General features: G+C 73.7%; 11 protein-coding genes. 3 read left to right on the plus strand and 8 right to left on the minus strand.

Features of this window, described 5'->3' with window-relative positions:
- Nucleotides 1-18 precede the first annotated feature (18 nt).
- Nucleotides 19-1,137 (plus strand): Glu/Leu/Phe/Val family dehydrogenase, encoded by a 1,119-nt coding sequence (locus B9O00_RS19185; protein WP_085124318.1) that lies wholly within the window; start codon nucleotides 19-21, stop codon nucleotides 1,135-1,137.
- Here the strand turns inward: B9O00_RS19185 and B9O00_RS19190 are convergent.
- Entirely contained in the window at nucleotides 1,134-1,907 is a 774-nt protein-coding gene (locus B9O00_RS19190) for a hypothetical protein (RefSeq protein WP_085124319.1), read from the minus strand. The genes B9O00_RS19185 and B9O00_RS19190 overlap by 4 nt on opposite strands.
- Nucleotides 1,904-4,336, minus strand: coding sequence for a Lon protease family protein (locus B9O00_RS19195; protein WP_085124320.1), 2,433 nt, complete (start codon nucleotides 4,334-4,336; stop codon nucleotides 1,904-1,906). Before B9O00_RS19195 ends, B9O00_RS19190 begins: the two co-directional genes overlap by 4 nt.
- 192 nt (nucleotides 4,337-4,528) lie before the next feature.
- Between B9O00_RS19195 and B9O00_RS19200 the strand changes: the two genes are divergently transcribed.
- Complete coding sequence (locus B9O00_RS19200) at nucleotides 4,529-4,984, plus strand: universal stress protein (protein ID WP_085124321.1); 456 nt, start codon at nucleotides 4,529-4,531, stop codon at nucleotides 4,982-4,984.
- Nucleotides 4,985-5,017: 33 nt separating this feature from the next.
- Here B9O00_RS19200 and B9O00_RS19205 read toward each other — a convergent pair whose 3' ends face one another.
- Genes B9O00_RS19205 through B9O00_RS19215 form a run of 3 tightly spaced genes read right to left on the minus strand, consistent with a single transcriptional unit; the run spans nucleotide 5,018 to nucleotide 9,342 of the window.
- Entirely contained in the window at nucleotides 5,018-6,217 is a 1,200-nt protein-coding gene (locus tag B9O00_RS19205) for an efflux RND transporter periplasmic adaptor subunit (protein ID WP_085124322.1), read from the minus strand.
- Between the two features lie 6 nt (nucleotides 6,218-6,223).
- Nucleotides 6,224-8,587 (minus strand): ABC transporter permease, encoded by a 2,364-nt coding sequence (locus B9O00_RS19210; protein ID WP_085124323.1) that lies wholly within the window; start codon nucleotides 8,585-8,587, stop codon nucleotides 6,224-6,226.
- Between the two features lie 5 nt (nucleotides 8,588-8,592).
- Nucleotides 8,593-9,342, minus strand: a complete 750-nt coding sequence (locus B9O00_RS19215) for an ABC transporter ATP-binding protein (RefSeq protein ID WP_437123429.1) — start codon at nucleotides 9,340-9,342, stop codon at nucleotides 8,593-8,595.
- 171 nt (nucleotides 9,343-9,513) lie between these two features.
- On the opposite strand from B9O00_RS19215, the gene B9O00_RS19220 reads away from it, so the two are divergent.
- On the plus strand, nucleotides 9,514-10,743 hold the full coding sequence (locus B9O00_RS19220) for an aminotransferase class V-fold PLP-dependent enzyme (RefSeq protein WP_085124324.1): 1,230 nt from the start codon (nucleotides 9,514-9,516) through the stop codon (nucleotides 10,741-10,743).
- 10 nt (nucleotides 10,744-10,753) lie between these two features.
- On the opposite strand, the gene B9O00_RS19225 is transcribed toward B9O00_RS19220, so the two are convergent.
- The 3 genes from B9O00_RS19225 to B9O00_RS19235 form a co-directional block, all read right to left on the minus strand.
- Entirely contained in the window at nucleotides 10,754-11,323 is a 570-nt protein-coding gene (locus B9O00_RS19225; protein WP_085124325.1) for an HPF/RaiA family ribosome-associated protein, read from the minus strand.
- 149 nt (nucleotides 11,324-11,472) lie between these two features.
- On the minus strand, nucleotides 11,473-12,708 hold the full coding sequence (locus B9O00_RS19230; protein WP_085124326.1) for a L,D-transpeptidase family protein: 1,236 nt from the start codon (nucleotides 12,706-12,708) through the stop codon (nucleotides 11,473-11,475).
- A gap of 95 nt (nucleotides 12,709-12,803) precedes the next feature.
- Nucleotides 12,804-13,589 carry an HAD family hydrolase gene (locus tag B9O00_RS19235; RefSeq protein WP_085124327.1) on the minus strand — a complete coding sequence of 262 codons (786 nt, stop codon included), beginning with the start codon at nucleotides 13,587-13,589 and terminating at the stop codon, nucleotides 12,804-12,806.
- Nucleotides 13,590-13,630 lie beyond the last annotated feature (41 nt).

Raw genomic sequence — 13,630 nt, forward strand, 5'->3', positions numbered from 1 at the left:
GAAGGGGAGGAGGCGGTCATGGGCGCAGGAGCCTTCAGTCATTGCGACGACCTCGGACCGGCCAAGGTCGTCGAGCTGCACCAGCCGGCGGTCGGTCTGCGCGCGCTGCTGGTGATCGACAACGTGGCCGCGGGCCCCTCGATCGGCGGCGTCCGCATGGCGCCCGAGATCTCGGTCGAGGAATGCTTCCGCCTGGCGCGCGCCATGACCCTGAAGAACGCCATGGCCGGCCTCGCGCACGGCGGCGGCAAGGCGATGATCGCCGGCGACCCGCACGGCGAGCCCGGCCGCAAGCGGCAACTGGTCCGCGCCTTCGCCCAGGCCATCGCCGAGCTCGGCGACTACATCCCCGGCCCCGACATGGGCACCGACGAGACCTGCATGGGCTGGGTCCGGGACGAGATCGGCCGCGCCGTCGGCCTGCCCCCCGAGCTCGGCGGCATCCCGCTCGACGAGCTGGGTGCGACCGGCTGGGGCCTCGCGGCGTCGGCCAGGGTCGCCGCGCCGCTCTGCGGCCTCGAGCTCGCCGGTGCGCGGGTCGCGATCCAGGGCTTCGGCGCGGTCGGCCGCCACGCCGCCCGCTTCCTCGCCGAGGCCGGCGCCCGCCTCGTCGCGGTCTCGGATTCCCGCGGCGCCGTGCGGGACGAATCCGGGCTCGATCTCGAGGCGCTCGGCCGGCTCAAGGCCGAGGGGCGCAGCGTCAGCGAGCTCGATCCCGCTCGGGCGATCGAGCGGGACTCGCTGGTCGCCGTGCCCTGCGAGATCTGGATCCCGGCGGCCGGGCCCGACGTGATCCGCAGCGACAACGTCGAGCAGCTGCAGGCTCGGCTGGTGCTGCAGGGCGCCAACATCCCGGCGACCGAGACCGCCGAGCAGCGCCTGCACGAGCGCGGCGTGCTCGTCGTGCCGGACTTCGTCGCCAACGCCGGCGGCGTCATCTGCGCCGCCGTCGAGCACCGCGGCCTCGGCCGGGCCCAGGCCTTCCAGGAGATCTCGGAGCGGGTCGGCGCCAACACCGCGGCCGTGCTCGCCGCCGCCCGCGACGCGGCCGTGCCGCCGCGGCAGGCCGCCCGGCAGCTCGCCGAGGCGCGGGTCCGCCGGGCGATGGCCCTGGGGCGCTGGTCCGGGGCTGCCTAGGGCGCGGTCTCGCCGACGACCAGGGCCGGGACCCGGCGCTCGGTCGCCAGCTCGGCGAACAGCAGGGGGCCCATGGCGGCGAGCGAGGGGCGGTCGAACACCAGCAGGTGCTCGTGCAGCGGCTGCAGCAGCCGGCTCATGGCCTCGTGGCCGAGCGGCAGGGACTGCTCCGGCCCGGCGAGCGAGACCAGCGGCTCGCCGAGCGCGGCGGCGAGGCTGCGGGCGGGGCGGTCCGAGCCGCGGGTCACCGCGACCACAGGGCCGTGGCGCAGGGAGACGGCGCGGGGCATGAAGAGGACCGGCGCCGAGGTTCCGGCGATCGACCGCAGCAGCTCGGCGAAGGGATAGCTGAGCCGCGCCATGGGGTCCGTCGGCTCGACCACGACCAGCAGGTCCCCCGGCTCGGCCGCTGCGACCTGGAGCGTGACCGCGCTCGCCCGCTCGATCCGGAAGCGCACGGTCAGGCCGAGCCGGGCCGCGGCGCGCGACAGCCGCTGCCGGCTGACCGTCGCCGCCCGGGCGAACTCCTCGGCGAGGCGGTCGGGCGTGAAGGGGGCGGCGGCGCTGGTCGTGCGCGCGACCTGCCCGGTCAGCGGCGAGGCCGACCACTCCAGGAGCGCGAGGTCCTCGACGAAGATGCCGAGCAGCTCGGCCCGCAGGCCCTGGGCCAGCCGGGCCGTCGCCTCCAGGGCGGCCGCCGAGCCCGAGGCGTCGCGGAAGCCGACGACGACGCGCCGGAAGACCGGGGCCTCTGCGCTGCCGTCGCTCATTCCTCCGCCTCCTCCTCGTGGCCCCGGGCGAAGGGCCGGCGGGCGCGCGCGAAGCGCTTCAGGCGGTCCTCGACGCGGCGGTTGACCGTGTCCGGCGGGAAGCGGCCGTCGCGGCCGCGCTCGCCGGCCGGCACGCCGGTCAGGAGGGTGATGCCCTCGTCGATCGTCGCGACGGGATAGATCGCGAAGCGGCCGGCTCCGCAGGCCTCGACGACCTCGTCGCGCAGCATCAGGTGCTGGACGTTCGACGCCGGGATCAGCACGCCCTGCGTCCCGGTCAGCCCGCGCGCCTGGCAGAGCTCGAAGAAGCCCTCGATCTTCTCGTTGACCCCGCCGATCGCCTGGACCGCGCCGTGCTGGTTCACCGAGCCGGTGATCGCCAGGTCCTGCCGGAGCGGCAGGTCGGCGATCGCCGAGAGCAGGGCGTAGAGCTCGGCGGAGGAGGCGCTGTCGCCCTCGACGCCGCCGTAGGACTGCTCGAAGACCAGGCTGGCGAGCAGCGAGATCGGCGCCTCCAGGGCATAGCGTCCGCCGAGGAAGCCGGAGAGGATCAGCACGCCCTTGGAGTGGAGCGGGCCGCCGAGCTCGACCTCGCGCTCGATGTCGACGACCCGGCCCGAGCCGGGGCCGACCCGGGCGGTGATGCGCGACGGCCGGCCGAAGGCGAAGCCGCCGAGCTCGATGACGCTGAGACCGTTGGCCTGGCCGACGACCGCGCCGCTGGTGTCGATCAGCGCGATGTCGCGCAGCACCGATTCCTGCATGCGCTGCCGCAGCCGGCTGGCCCGGTCGATCTGCTGGGCGATCGCGCGCGAGACGTCGGCGGCGGCGATCGTCGAGGCGCCGCGCTGCTTCGCGCAGAAGTCGGCCTCGACCAGCAGGTCGCCGACAGGCTCGACGAGCAGCGTCAGCTTGGCGGCGTCGCCGGCCAGGCGGCTCGCCCGCTCGATCACCCGGGCGACGGCCTCGCGCTCGAGCGGCCGGAGCTGCCGGCGCCGGGCCAGGGAGGCGACCAGGCGGGCATAGGTCGGCTCCGCCTCGACGCTGCGGTCGAGGGCGTCGTCGAGATCCGCCAGCACCTTGAAGTGCTCGCTGAACTCCGGGTCGAGCTCGGCGAGCAGGTAGTAGAGCAGGCGGGCGCCGAACAGCACGACCTTGACGTCGAGCGGGATCGGGTCGGGCTCCAGCGAGACGGTGGTGGTCAGGCTGAGCAGGTCGACCGCGCTCTCGATGCGGATCTCGCCGGCCTTGAGTGCCCGCTTCAGCGCGGTCCAGGCGAAGGGCTCGCTGAGCAGGGCGCGCGCGTCGAGCAGCAGGAAGCCGCCGTTGGCACGGTGCAGCGCGCCCGGCTTGATGAGCTTGAAGTCGGTGACCAGCACGCCCTGGCGCGCCGTGTGCTCGACCCGGCCGAGCAGGTTCGCCAGCGTCGGGTGCAGCTCCTCGACGACCGGGGCGCCGTCGCCGCCAGACCGGCTGACCAGCAGGTTCACCTCGTAGCGGTCCAGGGGCCCGATGGCGGCGCCCTCGCCTTCGCCCTCGTGGTCCTGCTGGGCGAGCTGGGGCGCGATGAACAGGCCGACGTTCTCGACCAAGTCGGCGCGGACCTGGTCGAGATGCTCCAGGATCTTCGGCAGGTCCTCGAAGAGGCCGCGCAGCTCGTCGATGAGATGGCCGACGGCGTTCTGCGCGGTCTCGCGGTTGAGCGCGCGCAGGTCGGTGCGGCGCTCCTTGTCCCATGCCGGGATCGAGCGGAGCACGCCCTCGAGCTTGCCCTGCAGCTCGTGCATCGCCGCTTCGAAGGCGGTCCGTTCGGCGTCGGGCAGGGCGGAGAAGGCATCGGGCCGCAGCATCTTGCCCTCCTTGGCCGGCGCCAGGGTGAAGCCGAAGGGCGTGCGGATGATTGCGACGTTGGCCGCGGCGGCCTCGTCCTGCAGCGCCTTGAAGGCGGTCTCCTGCTTGTCGTTGAAGGCCTGCTCGATGGCCGCGCGACGGGCCTGGTAGTCGTCGCTCTCGAAGGCCGCCGGGATCGCGACCTTGAGGTCCTCGACGAGGCCGCGCATGGCGTCGCGGAACGCCGGCCCGCGGCCGGGCGGCAGCGCGATGGCGACCGGCCGGTCCGGGGCCGCGAAGTTGTTGACGTAGACCCAGTCGCTCGGCAGCGCGGCCGAGGCGGCGCGCTGCTCGAGCAGCGCCCTGACCGCCTCGTCGGTGCTGTCGGCGGCGGCGCTGACGACGAAGAGGTTGAAGCCCGGGGCCTCGACCTCCGCGCCGAAGGCGATGGCCTCGCCGGCGCGCTTCTGCGCGACCATCAGGTCGAGGTCCGCCAGCTCGTCGGTGGTCTCGAAGGCCAGGGCCGAGAGGTCGCAGCGCCGCACCAGGCGGTCCCGGGGCAGCGGCCGGGGCGAGGGCTCGGACGGCTGGTCGCTCATGGTCTCCACGCTCCGCTGCGGCTTCTGTCGGCGCGACGATCAGACAGGGCGCCGGCGCCGCGCGCCTTGAGCGAGGTCAAGCGGGGCTGCGCGGCCTGCGCCAGATCAAGGAGCGGGGGCGGGGTGGTCGCTAGGCTCGAGGCAAGATCCGCTCGATCGGCCGGGCAGCCGACAGGAGGAGGGACGACCGCCATGGACATGCAGCTCATCATGATCGCCACCGACGGCTCGGCAGCCGCCCGCAAGGCGCTCCATTTCGCGGCCGACCTGGCCCGTCTGAAGCGGGCGCGGCTGCTGGTCCTGCACGTCCAGCGGCTTCGCGGCAGCGAGGCCGTGCCGCCGGAGCTCGAGGAGCTCCGGCGCGTCGAGCACGTTCGGATCAGCGAGCGCGACCTGCTCGCCAAGGTCGCGCGGCAGCTCGTCGCCGACGCCGAAGCGGAGGCGCGCGCCGAGGGCGTCGGGGAGGTCGAGGGCCTGGTCGTCGAGGGCGACCCGACCCGCTGCATCGTCGAGACCGCCCGGGCCCGCAAGCCGGAGATGCTTGTGCTGGGAACCCGCGGGCTCGGCGATGCCCAGAGCCTGCTGCTCGGCAGCGTCTCGCACAAGGTCGCCCACCTGGCGCCCTGCTCCTGCATCCTGGTGCGCTGACCCGGGCCGAGGGCGCCGGGAAGCGTCGCGGCGCTACCGCTCGACGATCCGCGCGCCGTCGCTGATCTGCCGGCTCGGATAGAGCACGACCCGCTGTCCGGCCGACAGGCCGCTGCGGATCTCGACGGCGAGGTCGTTGCGCGCGCCGACCTCGACCCGGCGCAGGCGGGCCCGGCCGTTCTCGGCCAGGAAGACGGCCCAGTGGTCGCCGTCGCGGAACAGCGCGCCGAGCGGCAGCTGCAGGGCCTCGGTCTCGGACAGCACGATCCGCACCCTGACGCGATAGCCGTGGGCCAGCCGCTTCCAGCGGTCGGGCGGGTCGACGAGATCGAGCACCACGTCGACCCGCTGCTCCTCGATGCCGAGCGCCGAGACCTCGGTGCGGCCGAAGGGCTCGACGCGGTCCACCGTGGCCGTCAGGTCCGGGCCGCCCCAGCCGGCGATGATGGCCCGCTGGCCGGGCTCGACCCGCACCGCATCCTCGGACAGCAGGTCGACGACGATCTCGAGGTCCCGCGGGTCGCCGATATCGAGCAGCGGCGCCCCGGCCGCCACGATGCCCTCGCTCTCGCGGTAGACCCGCAGCACGACGCCGCCGACCGGCGAGGTCACCGGCACGCAGTCGCAGGAGGCGCTGCGCGCGTCGATGTCCGGGCGGGAGAGCAGCCGGGACTGGGCCTGCGTCAGCTCGTGCTCGCGCACGGTCAGGGCCGCCTTCGCGGTCGCGAGCCCGGCATGGGCGACCTTCTCCGCGCGCTCGGCCTCGTCGAGCGCGCGCTCGGAGATCGTCTCCCGCCGGACCAGGCGGCGGGCGCGGTCGAGCTCGCTCGTGGCGAAGGTGAGCTCGGCCTCGGCGCGTTCGACCTCGGCCTCGGCGAGTGCGCGCGCCGCGCGCGCTGCCTCCACCACCTCCTCCTGCTCGGCGGCGGCGCGGACGTCGAGGAACTCGGGCGGGGCCGGCTCGATCCGCGCCAGCTCGGTCGTGTCGGCCTGGACCCGGTCGCCGGCTTCGGCCTCGATCCGCCGCAGGTAGCCGCCGAGCGGCGCGTTCAGGGTGTAGACGTCGCGCTCGCGCGCCTCGCCGTCCTCGTCGACCGTCACCTGGAGCCTGCCGACCTCCGCCCGGGCGAGGTCGACCGGCACCGGCCGGGGGCGGAAGGCGTAGGCGATGCCCGCCGCGAGCGATGCCAGCAACAGGCCCCAGATCAGGATTCTGCGGGTCTTGACGCTCACCGGGCCCTACTCCCTCGTCTTGAGGACCGCGATCAGGTCCAGGTGGTCGAGCCGCCTGCGCACGACGGCGGCGCAGGCGACGGTGCTGGCCAGCGCGATCAGGGCGGCCTTGCCGTAGGTCGCGTCCAGGATCACCAGCGGCACCCTGAACAGCTCGGAGCCGAAGGCGCTCGTCAGATACCACGCCAGTGCGAAGCCCAGGAGGCAGCCGAGCGGAATCGCGAGCCAGGTCAGCAGGCCGATCTCGCCGAGCAGGATGTAGGAGATCTCCCAGCGGCTGAAGCCGAGCACCCGCAGGGTCGCCAGCTCGCGCGCCCGCTCGGAGAGGGCGATGCGGATCGAGTTGTAGGTCACGCCGACCGACAGCGTCGCGGCGAAGGCGACGAAGAAGCCGACGAAGATGAACATCGTCTCGCCCATGGTCTCGTAGAACTTGGCGATGCCGGCCTGGCGGAACAGGATGCCGGCGACGTCGGGGATCTCCTTGAGCCGCTTGAGGAAGACGGCCTGGGCGGCTCCGTCGAGCGCGACCTGCAGGCCGCTGACCACGCGGCCGTCCCGCATCGCGCGGTTGAGCGCGCCGAACTCCATGTAGGCCGGCTTGCCGATGTAGGTGTCGAAGATCCGGACGACCGGCAGCCGCAGGCGCGGCCGGCGCCCCTCCAGCACCTCGACGGACAGCTGGTCGCCGACCTTCGCCTGCAGCAGGTCGGCCAGGGTGCGCGACAGCAGCAGGCCGTCCGGCGGCATCTCGATGCGCCCGCGCCGGGCGTCGTGGACCGGGCTCAGGATCGCGCCGGCCGGCACGCCGGTGATCGCTTCCCGGGCGCTCAGATGACCATGGACGAGACGCGCCGGCACGCTGCGATAGGGTTCCGCCGACAGCACGCCCGGCAGGCGCTCGAAGCTGCCGACGGCGGCGATCGGCTGCAGGTCGGTGAAGGCGACCGTCGCGTCCTGGTGCTGGCCCTCGACGAAGTAGCTGTCGACCAGGGCGTCGACGGCGTCCAGCCACTGCAGCGCCATGATCAGCACGGCGACCGAGAGGGCGAGCCCGGCGCTCGCCAGGAAGGAGCGCAGCGGCCAGCGCAGCAGGCGCCGGAGGATCATCCGCGTCGGCTCGTCCAGGGCCCGCGCGAAGACGGTGTCGGACAGCCGGCTCCGGCGATAGCTCGGCGGCGACGGCGGCAGCATGGCCTCGGCCGGCGGCAGGACCACGGCCCGGCGCACGGCAAGGAGGCTGCCGGCCAGCGCCGAGCCCAGGCTGACCAGGGCGGCGGCGACGAAGCTGGTCGGCCCGGGCCGGTAGAGCAGGAAGGGAAAGCGGTAGAACTCGGCGTAGAGCCGGGTGTTCCAGTGGCCCAGCCAGGCGCCGACCAGCGCCCCGAGCAGCACGCCGATGCCGCCGATCAGCAGCACCATCTTCGCGTAGTGCCAGGCGATCGTCCCGTCGCCGTAGCCGAAGGCCTTGAGCAGGCCGATCTCGCGGCGTCCGGTCGCGATCAGGCGCGTCATCACCATGTTGGTCAGGAAGGCCGCGACGGCCAGGAAGATCGTCGGCATCAGCCGGGACAGGTTCTTCTGCTGCACGATCTCGTTCTGCAGGAACCAGTTGGAGATCTGGTCGCTGCGGTCGTAGGCGCCGGTGCCGCCGTAGGGTGCGAGCAGGACGTCGAGGCGCGCGATGACGTCCCGGGCGTCGGCGCCGCGCAGCAGGGCGAGCGTCACGCTGTCGAAGGACTCCTTCAGGTCGAAGGCGGCGGCCAGGGCGTCGCGGCCCATCCAGAGGACGCCGAAGCGCTGGTCGTCGGGCATCAGGCCGCCCGGCGCGATCGCATAGACGAACTCGGGGCTGAGCGCCGTGCCGACGACGTGCAGGGTGCGCCGGCGCCCGCGCAGCACTGCGCCGAAGGAATCGCCGGGCCCGAGGCGGTGCGCCTCGGCGAAGGGCTCGCTGACCACCACCTCGTCCGGCCGGTTCGGCGCGGCCAGGCGCCCGGAGCGCAGGACCAGGGTGTTCAGCAGCTGCGGCCCCTGCTCGGGCAGCGAGATCAGCCGGCCGACCACCGGCTCGTCGAAGTCGGGCAGGTCGAGGATCGCACCCTCGACGATGCGCGTCTCGACCAGGCGCACGCCGGGGATTGCCGCGATCTCGCGGGCCAGGCGCTCCGGCGCCCGCTTGACCTCGGCGAAGACGTCGGCAAAGCGCGTGCGCTCGTAGTAGGCGGTCGTCGTCTGCTCGAGCGCCTCGATGGTGGTCAGCGCCATGATCAGCAGCGCGGCCCCCGAGGCGATGACCAGCGCGATCGCCAGGACCTGCGCCTTCAGCTGCCAGAGCTCGCGCAGCAGCTTGCGGTTCAGGCTGGTCATTCCGCTCACCAGGCCAGCTCCGCGGCCGTGCGACGGGTCTCGTTGAGCTGCGTCTCGACGATCCGGCCGTCGGCGAAGCGCAGCACGCGGTCGGCGACCTCGGCGATGACGGCGTTGTGGGTGATCAGGGCCGTGGTCGTGCCCAGCTCGCGATTGACCCGCAGGATCGCGTCCAGCACCAGGATGCCGGTCGCGCTGTCGAGCGCCCCGGTCGGCTCGTCGCAGAGCAGCAGGTCGGGCCGCTTGGCGATGGCGCGCGCGATCGCCACCCGTTGCTGCTCGCCGCCCGACAGCTGCGCCGGGAAATGGTCGAGCCGGGCAGCGAGGCCGACCAGGGCCAGGGCCTCCTCGGGCGGCATCGGGTCGCGCGCGATCTCGGTCACCAGCGCCACGTTCTCGCGCGCCGTCAGGCTCGGGATCAGGTTGTAGAACTGGAAGACGAAGCCGACGTGGTGGCGCCGGTAGCGGTTGAGCGCGCGCTCGCTGGCGCCGGTGATCTCCCGGCCGTCGAACAGCACCCGGCCGCCGGTCGGCACGTCCAGCCCGCCGAGGATGTTGAGCAGCGTCGACTTGCCGCTGCCCGAAGGGCCGAGCAGGACCGCGAGCTCGCCCGCGTAGAGCGCGACGTCGACGCCGCGCAGCGCGGCGACCTCGACCGCGCCCATCCGGTAGAGCTTGGTCAGGCCGCGGGCCTCCAGCGCGACGCGGCGCTCTCCGGGATGGCGCTCTCCGGGATGCGGGGGCAGATCGGTCAAGAGCGCCGGTTCCTTCTCGGCCGGTGGGATTGCCGGTGGGATTGCGCAGGATCGCCGGCCAGCGTAACCCGTCCCGTCATTGCCGCAGCCGGCGTTCCGGGGCCTTGAGGCAGGTCAAGGCACCCTGCCTGTCGGCGCGCCACCCTGGTGACCCGGAGCAGAGGGCGCGACATGGACCAGGCCTTCCCGTCGGACTTCGATCCGCGCGTCGCGCGACGGCAGTTTCCCGGCCTCGCCGAGCCCGGCCTCCACTATCTCGACAACGCCGCCACGGCCCAGGTGCCCGAGGCCGTGCTGGACGCCCTGCGCCGCTTCGAGGTCGAGGCGCGCGGCAATGTCCACGGCACGCCGCACCGCCGGTCGCTCGCCGCCCAGGCGGCCTACGACGCCGCCCGGGCCGCAGTCGCCGCCTACCTGAACGTGGCGCCCCGGGAGGTGGTCTTCACCTACGGCGCGACCTCGGCGATCAACCTGGTCGCAGACAGCCTGGCCGACCGGCTCGGCCCGGCGGACCGCGTCGTGGTCTCCTGGCTCGAGCATCACAGCAACCTGCTGCCCTGGCAGAAGCTGGCGCGTCGCCGGGGCGTCCGGCTCGGCGCCCTGCCGGTGACCGCGGAAGGGCGCCTGGACCTGGCCCGCCTCGGGGAGGTCGTGCGGCCGGACACGCGCCTCGTCGCGGTCACCCACTGCTCCAACGTCACCGGTGCCGAGACCGACGTCGCCGCCGTCGTCGAGGCGGCCCGGGCGGTCGGCGCGCTCGTGCTGCTCGACGGCGCCCAGCGGGCGCCGCACGGGCCGCTCGACCTGCCCGGCCTCGGCGCCGACCTCTACGCCTTCTCCGGCCACAAGACCTACGGGCCGACCGGCATCGGCGTGCTCTGGGGCCGGAGCGAGGTCCTGGACTGGCTGCCGCCCTTCATGGTCGGCGGCCAGATGATCCGCAGCGTGACGATGGACGAGGCCAGCTTCGCCGATCCGCCGCGCCGCTTCGAGGCCGGCACGCCGCCGATCGCCGGCGCGGTCGGGCTGGGGGCCGCCGCCGACTGGGCGCTCGGCCTCGACTGGCCGGCGATCCGGGCTCACGAGCGCCGGCTGACCGCCCGCGCCATTGCCGGCCTCCGGGCGCTGCCCGGCGTGCGCCTGCTGGGGCCGCTCGATCTCGAGCGGCGCGGTCCGGTGGTCAGCTTCGTCGCCGAGGGCGTCGACAGCCTCGGCCTCTGCCGGCGGCTCGACCGGGACGGCTTCGCGCTGCGCTCGGGCCATCACTGCGCGCAGCCACTGCACGCGGTGCTCGGAGCGAGCAGCAGCGCACGGGCCAGCTTCGCGCTCTACAACGAGGAGTCGGAGGTCGACGGCCTGCTGCTCGCGGTCGAGCGGGCCCTCGTCGAGCTGCGGGCCTGAGCTTCTCCTGTCAGCCGGCCGCCTGCCGGTGCCGCCCGGTCGGCTCGACCGTCGTCGCCTGCGGGCCGGCGGCGCTCTCGCCGTGGGCGACGACAAGGCGCACCTCGTCGCCGGCCGTCAGCTTCTCGAAACTGCCGACCACGGCGTTGCGGTGGAAGTAGACTTCGTTGCCGTCGCCGTCGACGGCGAAGCCGTGATCCTCGAACAGCCGGGCGACGTGGGCGAGCGGCGGCGCCTCGTGGTGCTTGATGTCGCCCCGCTGCCGGCGCACGTGGTCCTGCAGGCGCCGGTCGGCGGCATCGAAGGCGTCGCGCAGGGCGACGTAGGGATCCTCGTGCGCATGGTCCTTCGGCCTGTTCCGGTCGACCTCGAGGTCGACGCCGCCGGGCAGGCCGATCAGCACCTTGATCCGGTAGAGCTTGCCCTGGTGGCCGTGGCGGTGCGGCGCCTCGACGATGACGCGACAGCTGACGATCCGGTCGAAGTAGCGTTCGAGCCTGTCGGTGCGCTCGCGGATCCGCGCCTCGAGCGCCGGCGAGGGATCCATGCCGTGGAAGGTGATCTGTAGCGGGGTCTGCATCGTCGGCCTCCCGGTCTGCTGTGGCAGCTGCGATCGAGCGCCGCCGGACCCGACCATTGAAGGCAGGCGCGCCGACCGTTGCCTTGACGCACGTCAACCCCCTCGCGCATCCGGCGGGGCGTTCCGGCGGTGCCGGGCCGGGATCGCGCTCAGGGCCTCGCGGCCGTGGCCGGGCATCCGCCTGCGGCCTGCTGCTGTCCCGGCGCATCGGTCTGGGCGATCAGCGCGTCGCGCCCGTAGACGTCGTCGCGCAAGTTGACCACGCCGGCGGCGTCGACCCAGGCGGTGTCGTAGACGATGTGCAGCGGCATCGGCGACCGCAGCTCGACGCGCACGGTCTTGCCGCTCTCGACCACCTCGTCGATCCGCTCCGGCGGCCAGGCCGGGTCGTCCCGGAGCAGCAGCCGAGCGAGATCGAGGGCACCGGCGACGCGCACGCAGCCGTGGCTGAGGAAACGGGCCGCGCGCTTGAAGAGCTGCCGGTTGTTGGTGTCGTGCAGGTAGACGGAATAGGGGTTGGCGAACAGGAACTTCACCTTGCCGAGGGGGTTCTTCGGCCCCGGCGCCTGGACCAGCTGCCCCTTGACCCAGTGCATGTCGTTGCGCGCCAGGTAGCCGGGATCGCGGCGGATCTTGGGCTGCACCTCGAGCCGCAGGATGCGGGCCGGCACCGTCCAGGTAGGATTGAACTCCAGGCGGTCGACCAGGCTCTCCAGCTCGGGGGTCGGCCAGCCGGGACGCCCGACGATCGCCGGCTTCTCGACCTCGACCCGACCGCCTTCGACGACCTGGTAGGTCGGCGCCGCGGTGTTGACCGCGATGTAGCGCTCGCCCCAGTCCCGCTGCTCGGCACCCAGGCGCCAGATGTTGAGCTCGATGGTGTCGATGCGCTGCTCGACCGGGACGTTCAGGGCCGCGAGCGTGTTCCTGCCGACGATCCCGTCGACCTCCAGGCCGTGGCGCGCCTGGAAGCGGCGCACGGCGGCATCGAGCTCGGCGTCGAAGATCGCCGTCTGCGACCCGGCCGAGGCCAGGTCGCCGGTCGCCCGCAGCCGCCGGGCCAGCAGCTCGACGCGCGGCCCGCTCGCGCCGAGCTCGAGCTTCGGGCCTTCGGGAACCTGCGGCCAGCCGCCGGCGGCGGCGATGCTCCGGTAGCTCTGCAGGGCCGCGCGCAGGCGCTCGACGGCGCGCTCCGCGGGGCGGGACTCGTCCGGCGCGGCGGGCGACGGCCGTGCGACGGCGGAACCGAAGCCGGCCGACTCCGCCTGGGCGGCGGTACCCGATGCCTGGCAGGCAGCGGCGACGATCGACAGCGAGAATGCGAGGCAAAGCCCGGGCCATCGGCGGGCGGCGGGCGCTTCTTCGATCTGGAGATGGGAACTCATCCGACCTTCGTCCGAGTGTGCGATTGCTCCCTTCTATCGCGGTTGCGCTCGGACTTGGCCCTGATCTCGATCAGTCGGACAGGGCCGACGGCCGATCAGCCGCTCCGCAGGTGGGCGAGTACCGGCAGCCCGAGCAGCTCGTCCAGGCTGGCGATCCGGAAGCTCGGCTCCTCGATCACCGCCATGCCGTGGCGGCCGGGCAGCAGCGCGGTCGTGCAGCCCAGGCGGGCCGGGCCGACGACGTCGGCCAGCGGCTCGTCACCGACGAAGAGGCAGTCCTCCGGCGCGACGCCGAGCTTCGCCGCCGCGGTCCGGTAGATCTCCGGATGCGGCTTGGCGAGGCCGAGGTCGGCCGAGACGACCAGCGCGTCGAGATGCCGCTCGAAACCGGCCTCGGCCAGCGTGCCTTCGACGACCGGCCGGTGCGGGAAGTTCGAGACCACGGCGACCGGCAGGCGGCCGGCGAGCGCGTTCAGCAGCGCCTCGGCGCCGGGCATCGGCCGGCAGTGCGCGATCAGCGCGTCGCTCAGGACCTCGACGACCGGCCCGAAGCGGTCGTCGCCGGGATGGGCGAGGCCGAGCCGGGCGAAGGTGTTGCCGAAGCGCTCCAGGAAGCTGTGCTCCTCGTGGGTCTCGGCGGCGCGGCGGATCAGCGACAGCGTCTCGGCCATGTAGACCGGCTGGAAGCGCTCCCAGGGCGTCGCCGCGTCGAGCAGGCCATCGCCGACCAGGCAGTCGTAGGCGCTGCGCACGCAGAGCGCATGGTCGTCCGGCCGCGCGTTCGAGGCCGGATAGTCGACCAGCGTGCCGCCCCAGTCGAAGAGGACCGCCCGGGCCGGGCGGGCGGGAACACCGCCCTGTCTGCTGCTGCCTTGCGCCATCGCGGGGCAGGACAGCGCGGCCGCGCGCCCGCGCCTAGGGC

Origin of the sequence: Tistlia consotensis USBA 355 (assembly GCF_900177295.1) — a bacterium.
GTDB classification, from domain to species: Bacteria; Pseudomonadota; Alphaproteobacteria; order Kiloniellales; family DSM-21159; genus Tistlia; species Tistlia consotensis.